Annotated in this window: 16 protein-coding genes; 13 read left to right on the top strand and 3 right to left on the bottom strand. The window is 40.1% G+C overall.

What is annotated here, in order from left to right:
• Nucleotides 1-39 precede the first annotated feature (39 nt).
• From ppdK to BV60_RS0111590, 5 genes are all read left to right on the top strand, one after another.
• Nucleotides 40-2,676, top strand: a complete 2,637-nt coding sequence (ppdK, locus tag BV60_RS0111615) for a pyruvate, phosphate dikinase (protein WP_029321958.1) — start codon at nt 40-42, stop codon at nt 2,674-2,676.
• Nucleotides 2,677-2,909: 233 nt separating this feature from the next.
• The gene (locus tag BV60_RS0111610; RefSeq protein ID WP_029321956.1) at nt 2,910-3,776 is read left to right on the top strand and encodes a LysR family transcriptional regulator; all 867 of its coding nucleotides are present in this window, start codon (nt 2,910-2,912) and stop codon (nt 3,774-3,776) included.
• A 146-nt stretch (nt 3,777-3,922) separates the two neighbouring features.
• Nucleotides 3,923-5,866 (top strand): oxidoreductase, encoded by a 1,944-nt coding sequence (locus tag BV60_RS0111605; RefSeq protein ID WP_029321954.1) that lies wholly within the window; start codon nt 3,923-3,925, stop codon nt 5,864-5,866.
• Nucleotides 5,867-6,188: 322 nt separating this feature from the next.
• Nucleotides 6,189-7,712 carry an NAD-dependent dihydropyrimidine dehydrogenase subunit PreA gene (preA, locus tag BV60_RS0111600; protein WP_051656689.1) on the top strand — a complete coding sequence of 508 codons (1,524 nt, stop codon included), beginning with the start codon at nt 6,189-6,191 and terminating at the stop codon, nt 7,710-7,712.
• Between the two features lie 283 nt (nt 7,713-7,995).
• On the top strand, nt 7,996-10,407 hold the full coding sequence (locus BV60_RS0111590) for a glycoside hydrolase family 3 protein (protein WP_029321949.1): 2,412 nt from the start codon (nt 7,996-7,998) through the stop codon (nt 10,405-10,407).
• A 69-nt stretch (nt 10,408-10,476) separates the two neighbouring features.
• Here BV60_RS0111590 and BV60_RS0111585 read toward each other — a convergent pair whose 3' ends face one another.
• Nucleotides 10,477-10,779, bottom strand: coding sequence for a hypothetical protein (locus BV60_RS0111585; protein WP_029321947.1), 303 nt, complete (start codon nt 10,777-10,779; stop codon nt 10,477-10,479).
• Between the two features lie 132 nt (nt 10,780-10,911).
• Here BV60_RS0111585 and BV60_RS0111580 point away from each other — a divergent pair, with 132 nt between their 5' ends.
• From BV60_RS0111580 to BV60_RS0111550, 7 genes are all read left to right on the top strand, one after another.
• On the top strand, nt 10,912-11,808 hold the full coding sequence (locus BV60_RS0111580; RefSeq protein WP_051656688.1) for a metallophosphoesterase family protein: 897 nt from the start codon (nt 10,912-10,914) through the stop codon (nt 11,806-11,808).
• 142 nt (nt 11,809-11,950) lie between these two features.
• The gene (locus BV60_RS0111575; RefSeq protein WP_026661033.1) at nt 11,951-12,235 is read left to right on the top strand and encodes a co-chaperone GroES; all 285 of its coding nucleotides are present in this window, start codon (nt 11,951-11,953) and stop codon (nt 12,233-12,235) included.
• Nucleotides 12,236-12,524: 289 nt separating this feature from the next.
• On the top strand, nt 12,525-14,147 hold the full coding sequence (groL, locus tag BV60_RS0111570) for a chaperonin GroEL (protein WP_029321944.1): 1,623 nt from the start codon (nt 12,525-12,527) through the stop codon (nt 14,145-14,147).
• Nucleotides 14,148-14,428: 281 nt separating this feature from the next.
• Nucleotides 14,429-16,117: a GGDEF domain-containing phosphodiesterase gene (locus BV60_RS0111565; RefSeq protein ID WP_029321943.1), complete on the top strand. Its 1,689-nt coding sequence runs from the start codon at nt 14,429-14,431 to the stop codon at nt 16,115-16,117.
• Nucleotides 16,118-16,291: 174 nt separating this feature from the next.
• Complete coding sequence (locus tag BV60_RS0111560) at nt 16,292-16,798, top strand: RNA polymerase sigma factor (protein WP_081846786.1); 507 nt, start codon at nt 16,292-16,294, stop codon at nt 16,796-16,798.
• Entirely contained in the window at nt 16,795-17,190 is a 396-nt protein-coding gene (locus BV60_RS0111555) for a hypothetical protein (RefSeq protein WP_029321940.1), read from the top strand. The genes BV60_RS0111560 and BV60_RS0111555 overlap by 4 nt, the downstream gene beginning before the upstream one ends.
• Before the next feature lies 1 nt (nt 17,191).
• Nucleotides 17,192-17,881, top strand: a complete 690-nt coding sequence (locus BV60_RS0111550; protein ID WP_051656687.1) for a hypothetical protein — start codon at nt 17,192-17,194, stop codon at nt 17,879-17,881.
• 101 nt (nt 17,882-17,982) lie between these two features.
• On the opposite strand, the gene BV60_RS0111545 is transcribed toward BV60_RS0111550, so the two are convergent.
• Together BV60_RS0111545 and BV60_RS0111540 are read right to left on the bottom strand one after the other, a co-directional pair.
• The gene (locus tag BV60_RS0111545) at nt 17,983-19,200 is read right to left on the bottom strand and encodes an iron-containing alcohol dehydrogenase (RefSeq protein WP_029321936.1); all 1,218 of its coding nucleotides are present in this window, start codon (nt 19,198-19,200) and stop codon (nt 17,983-17,985) included.
• A gap of 200 nt (nt 19,201-19,400) precedes the next feature.
• The gene (locus tag BV60_RS0111540) at nt 19,401-20,756 is read right to left on the bottom strand and encodes an MATE family efflux transporter (protein WP_029321934.1); all 1,356 of its coding nucleotides are present in this window, start codon (nt 20,754-20,756) and stop codon (nt 19,401-19,403) included.
• A 233-nt stretch (nt 20,757-20,989) separates the two neighbouring features.
• On the opposite strand from BV60_RS0111540, the gene BV60_RS0111535 reads away from it, so the two are divergent.
• Entirely contained in the window at nt 20,990-21,946 is a 957-nt protein-coding gene (locus BV60_RS0111535) for a glycoside hydrolase family 43 protein (RefSeq protein ID WP_029321933.1), read from the top strand.
• Nucleotides 21,947-21,956: the final 10 nt, after the last annotated feature.

Raw genomic sequence — 21,956 nt, 5'->3', positions numbered from 1 at the left:
GTTTTACCGAATCGAATAATCGGTAAGAAAGGTAGTGAAATGGCGAAAAAATACGTTTACATGTTCAGCGAAGGCGACATGACCATGAGAAACCTTCTTGGCGGTAAGGGTGCTAACCTCGCTGAGATGACATCAATCGGTCTTCCTGTACCTCAGGGCTTCACAATTTCTACAGAAGCTTGCACACAGTACTATGAGGATGGTCGTAAGATCAACGACGAGATCATGGCTCAGGCTATGGAAGGTGTTAAGAAGATGGAAGAGATCAACGGCAAGAAGTTCGGTGATCTTCAGAATCCTCTTCTTGTATCAGTTCGTTCAGGTGCTCGTGCATCAATGCCTGGTATGATGGATACAATTCTTAACCTTGGTCTTAACGACGAGGTTGTTGCTGCAATGATCAAGGGCAATCCTGATCCTGCATTCGAGCGTTTCGTATATGATTCATATCGTCGTTTCATCCAGATGTTCTCTGACGTTGTTATGGAAGTAGGTAAGAAGTACTTCGAGCAGCTCATCGATAAGATGAAAGAGCAGAAGGGTGTTAAGTTTGACGTAGACCTTACAGCAGCTGATCTTAAGGAGCTTGCTGAGCAGTTCAAGGCTGAGTACAAGAACCAGCTTGGTTCTGATTTCCCTTCAGATCCTGTAGAGCAGCTTAAGCTTGCTATCGAGGCTGTATTCCGTTCATGGGATAACCCTCGTGCTAACGTTTACCGTCGTGACAACGATATCCCTTATTCTTGGGGAACAGCTGTTAACGTAATGCCTATGGTATTCGGTAACCTTAATAACGAGTCTGGTACAGGTGTTGCATTCACACGTGACCCTGCTACAGGTGAGAATAAACTTATGGGTGAGTTCCTTATCAATGCTCAGGGTGAGGACGTTGTTGCAGGTGTTCGTACACCTATGCCGATCGCTCAGATGGAGAAGGAATTCCCTGAAGCATACGCTGAGTTCATCAAGGTTTGTGATACTCTTGAGAACCACTATCACGATATGCAGGATATGGAGTTCACAGTTGAGAACAAGAAGCTTTACATGCTTCAGTGCCGTAACGGTAAGAGAACAGCTCCTGCTGCTCTTAAGATTGCTTGTGACCTTGTTGATGAGGGACACAAGACTCCTGAAGAAGCTGTAGCAATGATCGATCCTCGTAACCTTGATACACTTCTTCATCCTCAGTTCGATGCTGCTGCTCTTAAGGCTGCTACTCCTATGGGTAAGGGTCTTGGTGCATCACCCGGTGCTGCTTGCGGTAAGGTTGTATTTACAGCTGATGACGCTGTAGCATGGGCAGAGAGAGGTGAGAAGGTTATCCTTGTTCGTCTTGAGACATCACCTGAAGATATTACAGGTATGAAGGCTGCTCAGGGTATCCTTACAGTTCGTGGTGGTATGACATCACATGCTGCCGTTGTTGCTCGTGGTATGGGTGAGTGCTGCGTTTCAGGATGTGGCGACATCAACATGGACGAGGAGAACAAGAAGTTCACACTTGCTGGAAAAGAGTTCCACGAAGGAGATTATATCTCAATCGATGGTACAACCGGTAACATCTATGATGGCGTTATCAAGACTGTAGACGCTCAGATTGCTGGCGAATTCGGACGTATCATGGCTTGGGCTGATGAGTTCAGAAAGCTTAAGGTTCGTACAAACGCTGATACACCTGCTGATGCTAAGAAGGCTCGTGAGCTTGGTGCTGAGGGTATCGGACTTTGCCGTACAGAGCACATGTTCTTCGAGGAAGACAGAATTGCTGCATTCCGTGAAATGATCTGCTCTGATACAGTAGAAGAGAGAGAAGCTGCACTTGAGAAGATCCTTCCTTATCAGCAGAATGACTTCAAGCAGCTCTATGAGGCACTTGAGGGATGTCCTGTAACAATCAGATTCCTTGATCCTCCGCTTCACGAGTTCGTTCCCACAACAGAGGACGAGATTAAGAAGCTTGCAGATGCACAGGGCAAGAGCGTAGAAGACATCAAAGCTATCATCGCTTCTCTTCACGAGTTCAACCCTATGATGGGTCACAGAGGATGCCGTCTTGCAGTTACATATCCTGAAATTGCTAAGATGCAGACAAAGGCTGTTATCCGTGCTGCACTTGAGGTTCAGAAGGCTCATGCTGATTGGAATGTTAAGCCTGAGATCATGATTCCTCTTGTATGTGAAGTTAAAGAGCTTAAGTTCGTTAAGAAGGTAGTTGTTGAGACAGCTGATGCTGAAATCGCAGCTGCAGGCGCTAAGCTTGAGTATGAGGTTGGTACAATGATCGAGATCCCGAGAGCTGCTCTTACAGCTGACGAGATCGCTGCAGAGGCAGATTTCTTCTGCTTCGGTACAAACGACCTTACACAGATGACATTCGGATTCTCTCGTGATGACGCTGGTAAGTTCCTTAACGCTTACTATGATGAGAAGATCTTCGAGAACGATCCTTTCGCTAAGCTTGATCAGACAGGTGTTGGTAAGCTTATGGATATGTCACTTAAGCTTGGTAAGCCCGTTAATCCTAACCTTCATGTTGGTATCTGCGGAGAGCACGGTGGAGATCCTTCATCAGTTGAGTTCTGCCACAAGATTGGCCTTGATTATGTTTCATGCTCACCTTTCCGTGTACCTGTTGCTAGACTTGCAGCAGCTCAGGCAGCTATCGCTAACAAGTAATATACAGAACAACGAAAGACCTTGTAATAAAGGCATTTACAGTGTAGAGAGTCGAAAGGCTCTCTACATTTTTTTTGTCGTATGCCTTTAATATGGGTACAAACGGTGTGTTTGAGGCCGAACATATCAGTAACTCGGTAAGCGGTTTGGCTTGCTTATTGACGGTGCTGATTGTTATGAATAAGATTATAAATAAGAGCGATGTGAAACCTGTTTAAAGGAGGTAAGCGCCTTTGGATATCAAAGACATCCGCTACTTTATGGAGTGCTACGAGACTAGAAGCATAAATAAAGCTGCCAAGGATTTGTTTATTACCCCTCAGGGTTTGGGAAAAATTCTGGACAAGCTTGAGCAGGAAATGCAGATTCAGCTTTTTGAAAGGACCAAGCAGGGGCTTGTTCCTACAGAGGCTGGTGTGTTTTTCTATGAAAAGAGCTTGAAACTATTGGCTGAGACTCAGGAATTAGAACAGGGCTTGGAGACGATCCGAAAGAAGAATGACATCTTTAATGTGGGGTATTCCTGCGGACTTATCAGGCTTCTTCCAATGAATAAGATTGAGCAGTTTCAACAGGCTATTGGCGCTACAAAGTTGTCCTTGGAAGAGAGCTCCAACCCTGATATCAAGGCAAAGCTGATAAATGGGCAGTTCGATGTGGCTCTGGTAATTGGGCGTGTGGCAGCCACAGGTTTCATTGAAAAGGAAATCGACAGTAAGAGTATGTGTGCTGTAGTTTATAAGGGACATCAGCTTTTTAAGCGGGATAGCCTTAAGATAGCGGACTTAAAGAATGAGCAACTGATAAGTCTTAATGAAAAATACCAGTCTTACACTAACCTTTTAAATTCCTGCGAACGAGAGGGATTTTACCCAGACGTGCGCATTAAAACTATGGAAGCTGCCATGATATATGAATTTGTTCGTGAAGGGCATGGAATAGGGATAGATGTTGATATTCATAACAGGGAATCTATTTCTAAGGACATTAGATTGATTCCAATTGAGGATGGAATTTCCTGGAACGTTTATGTGGCATATTCCAAGGAAAACACGAAAGAAAAGCATTTACGATATTTTTTAGACACAATAATAAGTTAATAAGTATGATAGATGTGACATCTGGTGGGTACAAACTATTTGTTTATACCCACCAATTTTTTGTTGATAGAAAGCATTCGGCGTAGGATGTTAAAATATTATCAATTTAATATTGAGTTTTTAACGAATAAGGAGGAACTCGGTTAATGGAAAGAAAATATCCACATCTTACAAGCCCGATTACAGTTGCAGGCGTAACATTCAGAAACAGAATGTTCTCAGCACCTATGGGTGGAACTGACATTACAAACGATGGTTGTATTGGACCAAAGTCTACAGCATTTTATGAACTTCGTTCAAAAGGCGGTGCTGGTGCTGTTACAGTATCAGAATGCATGGTTCACGAATCAGATGGAAGTCATGCTTACAGGCTTAATCCTACAATCTTAAATTCACTTGCATGTGCAACATACACAGCTGACGCCATCAGACGTCACGGTGGAATGCCATCTCTTGAGCTTTCACACTCAGGTATGTTCGCAGGCACATATATGACAGATAAGACAAAGCAGAAGACTATGAAGCAGTGGGGACCTATGGACACAGTCAGACCTGATGGCGTTGAAGTTCAGGGTATGACAAAGGACATGATTGATGAAATAGTAAAATCTTACGGCGATGTTGCTGCTATGGCAAAGCGTGCCGGCTTTGAGATGATTATGGTTCATGGTGGTCATGGCTGGCTTATCAACCAGTTCCTTTCACCACTTTTCAACCAGAGAACTGATGAGTACGGTGGAAGTCTGGAGAATCGTTGCAGACTTGCAAAGGAGATTATTACATCAATCCGTGAGGCAGTAGGTCCACGTTTCCCAATAGAATTAAGAATGTCAGGTTCTGAGTTTTGTGAGGGTGGTTACGGTATCGAAGAGGGCATCGAAATAGCAAAGCAGCTTGAGGATTATGTTGATATTCTTCATGTTTCAGCCGGTACATACCAGAAGACATTTGGAATCACGCATCCTTCTATGTTTGAGGAACACGGACGTAACGTAGTTCTTGCAGCAGAGATTAAGAAGCACGTTAAGGTTCCTGTAGCTACACTTGGTGGCCTTAATGATCCCGCGCAGATGGAAGAAATTATTGCATCAGGCAAGGCTGATATTGTATACATGGGACGTGCACTTCTTGCAGATCCATATCTTCCGCAGAAGATTACAGAGAATCGTGACGACGAAATCGTTCGTTGCTTAAGATGCTTTACATGTATGGCAGAGCGTGCAGCTACATCTACACGTCGTTGTACAGTAAATCCACTTATAGGTCGTGAAATTGAAGGAGATGAGGTTCTGCCGGCACCGGTTAAGAAGAAGGTTCTTGTTGCAGGTGGTGGTCCCGGCGGACTTTACGCAGCATACACAGCAGCTCGTCGCGGACACCGGGTTATCCTTTGCGAGAAGGAAGCTGAGCTTGGCGGAATCCTTAAGAGTGAGCAGGCTATTCCGTTTAAGTATGAGATGTATCAGCTCACAGGCACATACGAGAAACTTGCAAGAAAGGCTGGTGTTGAGATTCGTCTTAACACAGAGGTTACTAAGGAGTACGCAGAGAAGGAAAATGCAGATGCATTAATCATTGCAGTTGGTTCTACACCACTTGTTCCTCCAATCCCGGGGCTTGATGGAGATAACGTAGTTGTTGTAAACAATTACTATAAGGAAATGTCTAAGGTTGGAGACAACGTAGTAGTTATGGGCGGAGGACTTGCAGGCTGTGAATGTGCTGTTCATCTTGGACAGGAAGGCAAGAAGGTTTCTATCATCGAGATGAGAGACGCTCTTGCGCCGGATGCTAACGTACGTCATCGTCCGCTTCTGCTCAAGGAAATCGACAAGTATGTTGATGTTCATACAGGTCTCAAGGCTGTAAAAGTTACTGCTGAGGGTGTTCTTTGTGAAGATAAGGATGGTAAGGAAGTAATGGTTGAAGGCGCAAGCGTAATCTGTGCACTTGGCCAGCGTTCACGCAGCGATGTTGCTGATGATCTTCGTGATGCAGCTCCATTTGTACGCGTAATCGGTGATGCCGCAAAGGTTTCAACAATCACAAACGCAGTATACTGGGGATATCACGCAGCACTTGATATCTAATATAAAAGTTTTCAAAATATCGATAAAAAGTTCAAAATAGTTTTTGAAACAATTGATAAATGAAGCAAATATGCAGGATGCTCCTTAATCTATCGGGAAATGACACCTATGGGGGTTCAGAATCAGGCACCAATAAAAGGTGATATCTGGCAACTGAACTTTAATTTTTTACACTTATTTAAGATTGCGGAATAACGAAATATAGTAAAATAAAAAAGGGACGTAAACACCGATGGTTATGCAATTTATTTGAGCTTTATGACAACTTACATAAATCATGAACAAGCAATTAGATGCAGCTCACACTGTTTGAGGAGGGATTATGATTCCATTAAATATAATTAAGCGATCCGATATAATAGCATGTACAATTTGCATCGATGCACCCTGCAGCACTGCATGTAAGCATATGGATCCAGCAGGGGCACTTAAAAGCATCTGGTTTGATAACGAGGATGTGGCTGCGCTTAAACTTCCTAAAGATAATCTATGTCTTAGCTGCGATGCGCCATGCGAAAAATACTGTGTAAGGAGTGGGAGTGTTACAATTAAAACGATAATGACAAAGCTTCATGATGAAGTCAGACCAAAAGTAGAGATTGACCTTCCGGAGGATGAAGGCAGACTCTCTTGTGATCTGTGCGGGATACCTCTTGAAAATCCGTTTCTGTTATCGTCATCTGTCGTGGCATCAACATATGACATGTGTGCAAGGGCTTTTGAGGCAGGATGGGCAGGTGCATGTTTTAAGACAATATGTACGCTGGACATACACGAAGCTTCTCCGAGATTTTCAGCAATTAAAGGAGATAATGGGAGTATTATCGGCTTTAAGAATATAGAGCAGCTTTCTGATCACAGTGTGGCAGAGAACATGGAGATTTTCAGAAGATTAAAGGAAAAGTATCCGTCTAAGTTTATTCTTGCCTCTATCATGGGACAGGATGAAAAAGAATGGGAAGAGCTTTCCGGACTTTGTGAAGAAAATGGTGCAGATGCCATTGAACTTAATTTCTCGTGTCCAAATATGCAGGAAGATGGTCTTGGGAGTGATATTGGGCAAATTCCGGAACTGGTGGAGAGATATACAAGAGCAGCAAAACGTGGCACTTCAATACCGGTTCTTGCAAAGCTTACTCCAAATGTTGCAGTCATGAGTCCTGCAGCAGAAGCCGCAAAAAGAGGCGGGGCCGATGGAATTGCAGCAATTAATACCATAAAGAGCGTGGTAGGAGTAAATCCCTATACTTACGTATCAGCACCAGCTGTCAGGGGGCAGTCGGCAATAGGGGGATATAGCGGAAACGCTGTAAAACCCATAGCTTTAAGATTTATATCCGAACTTGGACAGAATGAAAAACTAAAAGGGGTTCATATTACGGGAATGGGTGGAATAGAGACCTGGAGAGATGCACTGGAATTCATTCTCATGGGAGCAGGCTCTATACAGATAACAACGGCTGTCATGCAGTATGGATATCGCATAATAGATGATTTGAAAGCCGGAATGAATTATTATCTGGCTCAATGTGGGATAAAGAATATCAGGGACATAGTTGGCGCCGGCCTTTCATCTGTCAGTGATACTACGGATGTGCTTGAAAGGGATACGATTCTTTTTCCGATATTTGACACCGCAAAATGCATCGGATGCGGAAGATGCTACATTTCATGTCAGGATGGAGGGCATCAGGCCATAAGGTTTGAGAACAGGATTCCAAAACTTGATGGCAGTAAATGTGTGGGATGTCATTTATGCCATCTTGTGTGTCCCATGGGAGCCATAGGCAAGGCATCAAAGAGAATCAAAAGGAAGTTTTCAAATGTCAATGATGCAAGTGAATGATCAGATAAATTCAGCTTTTATGGAATATGTCAGCCAATATGATATGGGCGATGTAATGATAAGCAGCAAGGTATTTCACACCATGCGGGTTGCAAAACTTTGCATGCGGATAGCTAAGAGCCTCAACCTTAGTGCCCGTTTTTCTTTTTTAGAGATTTTTATATGGTATCTGACTTTTTTGATATAGTATCATTGAATAGCAGATATAATAATTTTATTGATGGGTATAAGTCATAATATAGTAATAGGGTGCTAAAAGTATGTATGGAGGTTAACAAACAGCATGAAAAAATGGACACGAGTAAAATATCATCCCAATCTGCCATTATATGAAGGTGGAACAAAGGTTACTGCTTCTGCAGAGCATATAGAGATTTCTAAAAATGCTGCTAAAGAAGGTATGGTTTTATTAAAAAATGATAATGAAGCATTACCGCTAAAAAGAGGACAGAGAATTGCGTTATTCGGAAAGGCATCTATTGATTATGTTAAAGGTGGTGGCGGAAGCGGTGACGTAACTGTTCCTTATGTGACAAATCTGGCTGAGGGATTTACAAAGCTTCAAGGGCAGGTCGCACTTTTTGAGGATTCGATTTCTTTTTATGATGAGTACGTAAAAGCAAAATATAAGGAAGGTATTCTTCCGGGACTTATTGCTGAGCCCGAGGTTCCTTCTGAATTGTTTACAAAGGCGAGAGCTTTTACCGATACAGCGGTTGTATCATTCAGCAGATATTCAGGTGAAGGATGGGACAGAAAGAGTGACAAGGTCATAGACCGCAAACTTAAAGATGTTGATCAGAATCTTATTGATGTTACTGACAAGCTTTTTGAGCGTGGAGATTTCTATTTATCCAATGCAGAAAAGAAACTTCTTGATGATGTCAGAAAGTCTTTTGATAAGACAATTATTGTTCTGAATATTGGCGGAATGTTTGATGTTTCCTGGATAAAGGATAGTGAGGATATATGTGCGGCACTTATATCATGGCAGGGTGGTATGGAAGGTGGCTTGGCAACAGCTGAACTGCTTTGCGGCCTCGGAAATCCAAGTGGAAAGCTTTCCGATACTTTTGCAAAAGACCTGGCAGATTATCCCGGAACTGAGCATTTCCATGACTCTGACGATTATGTAGAGTATGAAGAAGACATTTACGTAGGATACAGGTATTTTGAGACAATAAAGGATGCTGCAAAAAAAGTAGTATATCCCTTTGGATATGGCCTTTCTTATACAAAATTCAGTTTGAATCGGCTAAAAGTCAGTGATGAAGATGGAAAAATATCTGTTAAAGTCAATGTTACCAATATAGGTAGTGTTCCCGGGAAAGAAGTGGTTCAGGTATATTTTTCTGCTCCGCAGGGAAAATTGGGAAAACCTGAAAGACAGCTTATAGGCTTTAAAAAGACTGACGAATTGTTACCGGGGCAGACACAGAAAGTTGTTATTGAGTTTATGGCTGATGAAATGGCTTCCTATGATGACTTGGGAAAAATAAAAAAATCAGCATATGTTCTTGAAAAAGGGAAATATAAGTTCTATGTGGGAACTGATGTAAGAAATGCAAAAAAGGCTGATACAGACTATACTCTTGATGATAACAGAATTGTTTGTCAGCTCACTGAGAAAATGGCTCCCTGTGCATTGACTAAGAGACTTCTTGCAGACGGATCCTATGAAATGCTTCAGCAGAGGGATTCTTCAAAATACAACATGAATGTCCTTAAGGATATGCCATGTGAGGAACCTTTTCTTCCAACTCCCAGAGTTAGACCTGAAGGACCAAGGTGCTGCTTTAAGCCATCTGAGAAACCTCAGCTTATAGATGTCTTTGAAGGTAAAATTTCGCTTGATGAGTTTGTAAACGTTCTTTCAGATGAGGATGTAGCATGGCTTGTTGGAGGTCAGCCTAATGTTGGTGTTGCGAATACATTTGGTTATGGCAATAACAATGAATATGGAATACCCAATGTAATGACAGCAGATGGTCCTGCCGGTCTTCGTATTCAGCCTCAGGTTGGTGTTAAAACTACTGCGTTTCCCTGTGCAACTCTTCTTGCATGTACATGGAATCCTGAAGTGACAGAAAAAGTAGGTATCGCCGGAGGAGAGGAAGTAAAAGAAAATAATATAGGTGCATGGTTGACACCTGCAATAAATATTCATAGATCACCCCTTTGCGGAAGAAACTTTGAGTATTATTCTGAGGATCCGTATCTTGCAGGAAAAATGGCTGCAGGTATGGTAAGAGGAATTCAAAGCAATAATGTAGCTGCTACAGCAAAACACTTTGCGTTGAACAATAAAGAAACAAACCGCAAGGATAGCGATTCGAGGGCATCAGAGAGAGCTATTCGTGAAATATATCTAAAGGCTTTTGAGATTGTCGTAAAGGAAGCGCACCCTTGGAGCATCATGACTTCCTATAATATTATAAATGGAAGGCGTGCATCAGAAAATGAAGACCTCCTGAACGGAATTCTCAGAGGTGAATGGGGATTTGACGGAATGGTTACAACGGACTGGTGGACTTTTGGTGAGAATTATAAGGAATGTAAAGCAGGGAATGACATGAAAATGGGCTGTGGATATCCGGACAGAATAATGGCTGCTCTTGGAAAAGGTGCAATTACAAGAGAGGAATTGAACACAGCTGCAAAGAACATTTTGACGCTTATAATGAGAATAGATTAACAAAACAAATTAAAAGGCCCCGGAGTATCATTCGGATACTTCGGGGCGAATTATTAACATAAGGGTATTTTATGGCTGTTCTTTTACTACCATTTTTCCACCATTTTTAATGCTGTCCTGCTGGAGCAGTTCGATTGCGGAAGCTGCAATTTCATAATACATTTCTGCATTATCGCGTAGTTCTGCCATTTTTTTCATATTATTCTCGCAAAATTTTTTTGCATCAGCTATATCAGTTTGAGAGAAAACTTTACTTCCACAGTATAATGTTCCTGTGGTTGGATCAAAGTGGGAATCTTTCTTTTTTTGTTCGCCACTCATTCCCATCACTCCTGCAAGTGAACGGATTAAATCTTCACGATTACCAGCCATAAGCAGCCTCCATATAGTAAAAATCATCTTAATTAAGGACTACGAATATATTTTCGCACAGAGGCTTTTTTTTGACTATAAACTACTTATAATAAAAGTATAAAAAACTTAGGAAAAGATGAGGAGAAATCGTTGGATATAGCGGTATTTAGTGATATTCACGGAAACAGTTCCGCACTACAGGCATGCGTGGACTATTGTATGGGTAAAGGCATAACAAATTATATATTACTGGGAGATTTCATTTCAGATTGTCCCGGTGTTGAGAAGACAATGGAACTTATTTATGTTTTGCAGAAGTATTTTACCTGTTACATAGTCAGAGGAAACCGTGAAGAGTATATGCTTAATTATAGAAAAAACGGTGAAGAAGGATGGGGGAGAGGTTCCGGAAGCGGATCACTTCTTTTTACATACGAACGGCTGACGGGTAAAGATTTAGACTTTTTTGAAAAACTCCCTATATACGGTATATGGAATCCAAAGGGAGCTCATGGTTTTGAATATTGCCATGGTTCACCTACAGAAGTAGCAGAGCTTTTACTTGGAGAGAAGAGAAACACAAAAAGAACGCTGAATAAAATGAAAACAGATATGCTTTTGCATGGACATACACATATTCAGGAGAGCTTTTTATACAGGGGAAAAAGAGCTGTTAATCCCGGAACTCTCGGGCTTCCGAGAAACAAGAACTGCTATGCTGAATTTGCTATTATACACAGTTCAAAAAGTGGCTGGGAAGAAGAACTTGTCCAGGTTAAGTATGACAGACATGAAATCATAAAAATGTTTCAAACAACCGGTCTTACTGAATATGCACCGGCCTGGGCAGCGATAACAATGCACACTATAAGGACTGGAATTGATCTTAGCGAAGCAGTGCTGTTACAGGCAATGAGACTTTGTGAAGCCGAAAGAGGAATCGTAAGATGGCCCAATATTCCCGAGAAGTTTTGGGCAGAAGCACTCAAACAGAATTATATTGATTTATCTGGGAAGGATATTCCGAGACCAAGAAACAACGAGTGACTTAATTAAATAATATGCCAATGGGTATTGCATTTTTTTATCTGTGTGGTAATATAATTTTTAGTGATTAGCACTCAAAACTAATGAGTGCTAACAATATCAGAGTCAATTATAGAATTGAAATATAAAGGAGGCTATTATAATGAAGTTAGAACCACTTGCAGACAGAGTCGTACTTAAGGCACTTGAAGCTGAGGAGACTACTAAATCAGGAATCGTACTTCCCGGTGCTGAGAAGGAGAAGCCACAGCAGGCAGAGGTTATTGCTGTAGGTCCCGGCGGTATCGTAGACGGTAAGGAAGTTAAGATGCAGGTTAAGCAGGGCGATAATGTTATCTATTCAAAATATGCCGGAACAGAAGTTAAACTGGATGACGTAACCTACATCATTGTTAAGCAGAATGATATTCTTGCAATAATCAAGTAATGGTTTGACCGTTAAGCAGATTATCATCAATAATCCAATAACAGTTTGACCGTTAAGCAGATTATCATCAATAATCCAATAACAGTTTGATCGTTAAGCAGATTATTATCAATAATCCAATAACAGTTTGACCGTTAAGCAGATTATCATCAATAATCCAATAACAGTTTGATCGTTAAGCAGATTATTATCTATAACCCAATAAGAGTTTCATCGATGCCTTCTCCTTGGGGAGAAGGTGCCCGAAGGGCGGATGAGGGGAAACAATAATAAACGGAGGCAATTTAAAATGGCAAAGACAATTAAGTACGGCGCTGACGCTCGCACAGCTATGGTAGAAGGCGTTAATAAGCTTGCAGATACAGTTAGAGTAACAATCGGACCTAAGGGTAGAAACGTAGTTCTTGATAAGAGCTACGGTGCACCTACAATTACAAACGACGGTGTTACAATCGCAAAAGAAATCGAACTTGAAGATGCTTATGAGAACATGGGTGCTCAGCTTGTTAAAGAAGTTGCTACAAAGACAAATGATGTAGCAGGTGATGGTACAACAACAGCTACAGTTCTTGCACAGGCTATGATCAATGAAGGTGTTAAGAACCTTGCAGCAGGTGCTAACCCGATCGTTCTCAGAAAAGGTATGAAGAAAGCTACAGATGCAGCTGTTGCATCTATCAGTAAAATGGCTACAAAGGTTAAGGGCAAGGATCAGATAATGAGAGTTGCTGCTGTTTCATCAGGTGATGATGAAGTTGGACAGATGATTGCTGATGCTATGGAAAAGGTTTCAAACGATGGCGTTATAACAATCGAAGAATCCAAGACAATGCTTACAGAACTCGACCTTGTAGAAGGTATGCAGTTTGATCGTGGATATATTTCCGCATACATGGCTACAGATATGGATAAGATGGAAGCAAATCTTGATGATCCTTATATCCTTATCACAGATAAGAAGATTTCTAACATTCAGGATATCCTTCCTCTTCTTGAGGAAATCGTTAAGACAGGTGCTAAGCTCCTTATTATTGCTGAGGATGTTGATGGTGAAGCACTTACAACTCTTATTGTTAACAAGCTTCGTGGTACATTCAATGTAGTAGCTGTTAAGGCACCCGGTTACGGTGACAGAAGAAAGGCTATGCTTGAAGATATCGCAATTCTTACAGGCGGTAAAGTAATCAGCTCTGATCTTGGTCTTGAGCTTAAGGATACAACTATGGCTGATCTTGGACGTGCTAAGAGCATCAAAGTTGAAAAGGAAAAGACAACTATTGTTGACGGCCTTGGTGAAAAGAAGGAAATTGAAGCTAGAATCGCTCAGATAAAGAAGCAGATTGAGGATACAACTTCTGATTTTGATAAAGAAAAGCTTCAGGAGAGACTTGCTAAGCTTGCCGGTGGTGTTGCAGTTATCAGAGTAGGTGCTGCTACAGAGACAGAAATGAAGGAAGCTAAGTATCGTATGGAAGATGCTCTTAATGCTACAAGAGCTGCTGTAGAGGAAGGCATCATCTTTGGTGGTGGAAGTGCTTACATTCATGCTTCTAAGGAAGTTGAGAAACTTGCTGATACACTTGAAGGTGATGAGAAGACAGGTGCTAAGGTTGTTCTTAAGGCTCTTGAGGCTCCTCTTTTCCACATTGCTAACAATGCAGGTCTTGACGGATCAGTAATTGTAAACAAGGTAAAAGAATCCAAGCAGGGAATCGGCTTCAATGCATATTCAGAAGAATATGTAGATATGGTTCAGGATGGTATTATCGATCCTGCTAAGGTTACAAGAAGTGCACTTCAGAATGCAACATCTGTTGCATCAAGCTTCCTTACAACAGAAGCAGCTGTTGCTACTGTTAAGGAACCTGTACCTCCGATGCCTGCAGGAAACCCCGGCATGGGAATGATGTAATAATTTAAAAATCTTTTACTTTAGCGGTAAGTGCCTTATAATACTACCGCTTAAAGGAAATAACAAACCGGCCACAATTGTTAGCTTCATTAGTTTAACAATTGATGGTCGGTTTTTTATGATTATATTACGCTTTTGATACTATTTTCATAAAATGATATTTCGCTATTAAAATAGCAGTGTATAAAAAAAGTATTAAATATTCATCCGACATAAAATATTGTTCGGCTTAGGAGATATAATTAAATAGTACAAGATTTATTATGGGGGATGGGTAAAAAATGGCAGAGACTAAAGATCAGACCATTAAATACACGTATTCAAATGTTAATTCTACAATGGATTCCATGAGAAAAATGTTCGATATAGTGCGACTTGTAGACGCACAGGAATGTCGTGAAGTCAGTGTGACTGAGAACGGTGAACTGCTCTTTGGAAAAGATTGTTATGCTGTGTGGGATTCTGACCATAGATGTGCCAATTGCACAAGCTATCAGGCTTGCCATACTCACAGAAAAAAGAATCGTACAGAGTTTTTTAATGGCAAAATATTCCAGATTCAATCTATCCCCGTTTCTCTGATGCTTCCTGATGAAACTACTTATGCATGCAATATGGAGCTTATATCTTTTTCTGATAATAATCAGGGAGCAGAAAGTGTAAATAAAGAAAAAAATAGTTGGGAGACCAGTGGATATCTGTCAACTCATGATACATTGACGGGTGTATTAAACTGGGGCGGATTCTGTAAAAATGCAAGAAGACTCATAAGTGACAATAAGGACAAGAAGTATTTTTTAATTACCCTTGATGTTGCAAATTTCAGATTGGTAAACACTCTTTTTGGTAATAGTACCGGAGATGAAGTTCTTATAGGAATATCAGATATTTTAAAAGAAATGTGTAAATCACAAGAAGGTACTTTTGGAAGAACCGGGGGTGTGAATTTTGCAGTATGCATTGAAACAAAGATTGATGTGGAGGAGTGGACAAGCACAATTGCATCAAGAATTGCAGGGTTAATTGAGTCCCAGGCATTCAGTCTGACAACGCATTTTGGGATTTATAAGGTTGAAGACATAAATCTTCCGATTACTATTTTATATGACAGAGCATTTTTAGCTCTCGAATCTATAATGTCAAATGAAAAAAAGATATATGCTTACTACCAAAATAAAATGTTGGAAAAAGCATTACATGAACAAAGAATTATTTCAGACTTTAAGAAAAATCTAAGGAGTAAGCAATTCATAATATATTTGCAGCCACAGGTAAACAGTGAGGGAGATACAGAGGGCGCAGAGTGTCTGGTAAGGTGGATTCTTCCTGATGGAAGTGTTATTACTCCTGCGGATTTTGTGGATATATTGGAGCAATCCAGCCTGATTGGAACGCTTGATGAATATGTTTGGGAGCTTGCGGTTAAGCAGCTTGCGGAATGGAAGGGCACTTGGTTTGATAACTTTTACCTTTCTGTAAATGTATCACCAAAGGACTTTTACTATCTGGATGTAGCATCTGTTTTTCCTGCCCTTTGTAAAAAATATGATGTTAATCCTTCAAAGCTTCACATAGAAATAACGGAAACTGCTGTTGCAGATGAAATGAGAAACAATATGGAAACATTCGAAAAACTTCAGCAGGCAGGCTTTTGTGTGGAAATAGATGATTTTGGAAAAGGATCATCATCACTTGGTTTGTTAAAGGATTTAAAAGCTGATGTACTGAAGATTGATATGCGTTTTATACAGAATAGTATATGTAACGCCAGAAGCAATGTCATTTTAAAGTCAGTTATTGATATGGCAAAAAATCTTGAAATGGAAGTGATAAGCGAAGGAATTGAAACAAAAAATCAGTTAATTAATCTGAAAACTTTGGGGTGCGATGTCTTTCAGGGTTTTTATTTTTCAAAGCCGATACCGGTTGATGACTTTGAAAGATTTGTTATGGACAAAGCTTTAGCTTAAATTTCCGGATTGAAAATGTGTATAAAAACCGTCAAAATCTATAATATAGTTTTTGATGGTTTTTTTGTGTTTTTTTGAAGATATTTATATATATATTTCGTTATATATAATGAGAGATGAAAAATCTGAAGGGAGGTGGAAAAAATAAAGGCTAAAGAAAACTTAATACGCTGGATGAGTGAGTACAAGAATCTTGTTTTTTCCATCTGTCTTAGAATGACCGGTGACTACTTCACTGCAGAGGATATAGCGCAGGAAACTTTTCTCTCAGCATATATGCACATGGATAGCTTTGATGGAAATAATGAAAAAGCCTGGCTCTGCAGAATTGCTGCAAACAAATGTACAGATTATTTAAGAAGTGCAGCTGCGAGAACAGTACCTACACAAGAGAGTGAAATGCCTGTTTCGGAAATGGGTATGCTTTCGGGAATAAGCCATAAATCCAATAATCCGGCGGAAATTTATGAATCAGAAGAAGTAATGAACAGTTTTACCAAATGCTGTGAAGAACTTCCTGAAGGGTACAATGATGTGGCACTCCAACATTTTGTTAACGGTAGAACAGCAAGAGAAATTGCCGAGGAAAATGGTGACAACGTAAAAACAATTCAGACAAGAATCTATAGAGCAAAAGAAATGCTAAAAAAATCATATGGAAAGGAGTGGCTTGAAGCATGAATGATGATTTTAAATACTTAAGCGATGAAGAGCTAAACAGTCTCATTGAATCAACAGAACAGTCAGGACTGCTTGAAGCACCGATAAGTTTTGAAAATGAGGTATTAAAGAGACTGGAAAATAATTTAGGTAATAATGTAATATCCATTGAGGAAAAGAAGAAAGAGTATTCCAAATTCAAATTTCAGGTTTGCATGGCCATGGCTGCTGCGATTTTATTTTTAATAGTATCTCCGGTTCTATCTGTAAATGATGGAATAAGAACATTGAGAGAACAGGCAACAGCCATTCAGAACGGCAAACAGACAAATTATATTTCTGATTTCCTTGGGAATCATGTACTTAGTGAGAAAATAGGAAATGGCCATATATGGCTTGATAAGGAGGATTGATATGAGAACGCAGAAGAGAGGTTTTTTTAATTTTTTGTTTGCATTTATGCCCGGAGCAGCAGAGATGTATATGGGGTTTATGAAAATGGGAATAAGTCTTATGGCTGCATTTTTAGGGACCATTGGAATAATTGGTTTATTGGAATTAAGTGATTTATTTATGATGATACCGATTGTTTTATGGTTTTACAGTTTTTTTCATGCCAGAAACATTGCAACCTGCAGACTTGAGGTTTTTGTCGGAATAAGAGATGATTACTTTTGGAATGAACTTATGGATGGTCGAGGTATTGATCTAAAATCAGAAAAAGCAAAGAAAATAGGTGCGTGTATGCTAATTTTTGCGGGCGTGGTAATGCTTTGGAATATGATATCCAGACCTATAGCTGATGCACTTAATTATCTTGCTAACTATACAGGCTGGTTCGTATATGAAGCAATAAAGAATATGCTTTATGCACTTCCGAGAGTATTGTTTGCTGTTGCGATTATTTTTATTGGTATAAAACTTATTAACGGAAAGAAGAAGACTCTTTATACGAGCGACGAAACATATGGTTCTGATTATTCAGGCTCGGACACTAATGTGTTAACCACAGGTACGATTGTTAATAATACAGATAATATTTCAGCACCCGCAACATTTGAAACTCCTACACCGGAAGATGAGAAGAGCGAAAAAAATGCCTGAGGAAGTAGCTATTTACACAGTGATTAGCGGTTTTCGAATGATATGATTATAAATAAGGTGGATTGCATATAAAATGCAATCCACCTTTTATAAGCTTATTATCAGAAATCAACCTCTGTGTCATAATAGCAGCACTTAAGCAGCTTTTCCATTTCCTCCTGACTTGGCTGACGAGGATTGGAACCGGTACATGCATCCAGAAGAGCATTAGCAGCAATATCGTGCAATCTCTCAAGGAATACATCTTCAGGAACAAATCCAACCTCTGCCGGAAGACCATCAGCACCATAATGATTGATGCTGTGAGGAATATTAAGATCATCATTCATCTTACGCAGATATTTAATAAGGAGATCAACCTTTTCATCATCATTTGATCCACCGAGATGCATATAATCGGCAATGACGCCATAACGCTTCTTGGCAACAGGATCCTTGGCATTGAATGCTACAACTTTGGGAAGATACATAGCATTAGCAGCACCGTGAATAATATGTGCACCGAGATCTGCAAAAACAGCTCCGGTTTTGTGAGCCATTGAATGAACGATACCAAGGAGAGCATTGGAAAATGCCATTCCTGCAAGACACTGAGCGTTATGCATAGCATCTCTTGCTCCCATATCTTCATTGTAGGACTTTACAAGATTATCCATGATCATTTCGATAGCATGGATAGCAAGTGGATCAGTATAGTCGCAGTTAGCTGTGGAAACATAAGCCTCAACAGCATGTGTCATAGCGTCCATACCGGTGTGAGCAACGAGCTTCTTCGGCATTGTATGTGCAAGCTCGGGATCAACGATAGCTACATCAGGAGTAATCTCAAAGTCGGCTATAGGATATTTGATACCCTTATCATAATTGGTAATAATTGAAAAAGCAGTAACTTCAGTAGCTGTGCCGGAAGTAGAAGAAATAGCACAGAATTTTGCTTTTGTACGGAGCTTGGGAAGTCCAAATACCTTACACATATCTTCGAAAGTAGTTTCAGGATATTCATATTTAATCCACATAGCTTTAGCTGCATCTATAGGAGAACCACCGCCGATAGCAACAATCCAGTCGGGCTGGAATTTCTGCATAGCTTCAGCACCCTTCATAACCGTTTCAACGGAAGGATCGGGCTCAATGCCTTCAAACAACTCGACTTCCATACCTGCTTCTTTCAGATAATCTTCAACTTTCTGAAGAAATCCACCCCTTTTCATGGATCCGCCACCTGTGCAGATCATAGCCTTTTTGCCCTCAAAAGTCTTCAGCGCTTCAAGTGCGCCTTTTCCATGATAGATGTCTCTGGGCAATGTAAAACGTGCCATACAAAATACCTCCTTAAATTAAAACTTGTTAAAAAAATAACGTAACCCATAGATTATTATAAAGCCTTTAATGACAGAAAAAAAGCCTTGACTTTTATAAAAAAACTGAGAACTATATTTGATTTTATGAATTGAAAATAAAATTATCGGAGATGAAACTATGCTGAAAGAATATAAAATAGCAGAATTGACAGATTGGCTTACCGGTCTGAAAAAGAACCTTTCTTCATGCACTGCTTGATAACTATCAGATACAGTATCCATGAGAAAATTCCTGTTGTAAGCCAGGCAAGTGCATCACCTGCAACGGCTATTGCATAGCTATGAAGCTGCATTGAGACAAAAGCTGTAATTAGTCTTGAAGCAAGTTCCATAAACCCAAGAGTCAGGGCTGTCTTTCCATATCCGCATGCCTGCATTGCATTTCTGTATATAAAGATCATGCATAGCGGAATGTAGAATAAGGCAGCTTCTGTTATATATATTCTGCAGTAGGGCATATATTCGGATATATCAACACTACTGTCAAAGAACAATCTGACAATAAAAGGCATAAGGACCACGCTAAGAATTCCGGTAATAATTGAATATAATACAGAAATTTTCATGGCGTCTTTTGTTCCCTGATGAACTCTTTTCAAATCACCAAAACCATAGTTCTGACCAACATATGCAGCTGTTGCCTGGCCGATGGAAGGCATGCCCGCAGTCATGAGATTTACCACCTTTCCTGCCGCGGTAAATCCGCCGATAGCAACTGATTGATAAATATTTATGGAAGCCTGCATAACCATTGTTCCGGAAGATGTTATTCCGAATTGTAAGGCCATTGGAATTCCGATATTAAGCTGAAGAGCAGCAAAATGTGTGTCGAGCTTCCAGCATCCTTTTCTGGGGCGAAGAAGATCTACATTTTTATAAATATAAATAGCACATAAGATAACAGATATTCCCTGGGAAAGATCTGTTGCAAGTGCTGCACCGAAAGTACCGAGATGAAAAACTATTATAAATATCAGATCCAGTAAAATATTAAGGAAGGCTGAAAAAATCAAAAAGTAAAGTGGTGTTTTACTGTTTCCTATAGCTCTAAGTGAAGATGCCAGCAAATTGTAACCGATAAGTGCGATACTTCCTGCACAAATCGTAATTATATATGAGTAGGCATCAGAATAAATGTCATTCGGAGTATTCATAATATGAAGAAGAGAGGGCATGACAACAATGGCAATAGCAGTCACTACAATAGTGCTGATAATACCGAGCAAAATTGCATTTATAAAAGCTTTTCTGGTTCCTTCTTCGTCTCCTGCACCAAACTTATGGCTTATAAGTACGGTGTAACCCGTGGTCAGACCATTGGCAAGTCCCATGATCATGAACATAATCGTTCCGGTTGAACCAACGGCGGCAAGTGCTTTGGCACCTACGAATCTTCCGACTATAACCGTGTCTACCATGTTATAAAATTGTTGAAATATAAAACCGAGAAAAATCGGAATCACAAACTTTAATAATATCTGTAGAGGCTTTCCCTCTGTCATTTTTCCATTCATAAATAAACCTCGAAGAATAAGATAAATCAATTGCTGAATTGATTTACATGATTGTATGCGATTGATTTTCTATTTTCAATATAGATTTTATTAAAAACTTGAAAAGTTTAGATAATCATAATATAATTTAGAATATAATAAAATAGTTCAGCATAAAATAAAAGAATAAATGTCTGTGATTAACTTATAAGCTGAACTATATGAAACTAATAATCCTATCAGGGAAGGTTAATATGAGTAAGGAAAAAGAATTAAAATTTAACGAGCCATGGATTCTTCAGAGAGCAGATCCCTACGTTGTAAAAGCAGATGATGGTTTTTATTATTTTACGGCATCGGTTCCTGCATATGACAGAATTGTGTTAAGAAGATCAAAAACTCTGGGCGGACTTGTCGGTGCTGAGGAACACACAATCTGGACAAAGCATAAGACAGGAATAATGGGAGAACACATTTGGGCACCTGAACTTCATTATGTAATGGGCAAATGGTATATCTACTTTGCAGCAGGCTCTGCGGAAGATAAGTGGATGATCAGACCCTATGTCCTCGAGTGTCAGGGCGAAGACCCTATAGAAAGTACCTGGGTTGAAAAGGGAAAAATGAAAAGAGCAGAAGGAGATGAATTTTCTTTCAAAGCCTTTTCGCTTGATGCGACAGTGTTTGAACACAAAGACAACTGGTATTACATTTGGGCTGAAAAGGTTGGTGTAGGCAAACAAATCTCCAATCTTTACATTGCGAAAATGAAGACTCCTTATGAACTTGAAACGGTGCAGGTTCTTCTTACAACACCGGATTATGATTGGGAGAGAGTAGGATTTTGGGTCAACGAAGGGCCGGCTATCCTGAAGAGAAACGGGAAGATTTTTATGACTTATTCAGCAAGTGAAACAGGAATTTCTTATTGCATTGGAATGCTCACGGCTGATGAAAATGCTGATCTTCTGGATCCAAGATCCTGGTCAAAGGAGCGTTATCCTGTATTAAAGAGCGATGCACAGGCTATAGTTTACGGACCGGGACACAATTCTTTTACAGTGGATGAAGAAGGCAATGACATTATGGTTTATCATGCCAGGACAGAGACAGAGATAATCGGAGATCCCTTATACAATCCCAATCGTCATGCGATGCTGATGAAGATTAAGTATGATGACAGGGGATATCCGGTATTTTCATGCAGATAAAGGCCCAAAG

The organism is Butyrivibrio sp. AE3004 (assembly GCF_000703165.1).
Lineage (GTDB): Bacteria > Bacillota > Clostridia > Lachnospirales > Lachnospiraceae > Butyrivibrio.
This window is presented reverse-complemented; position numbering and strand designations above follow the sequence as displayed.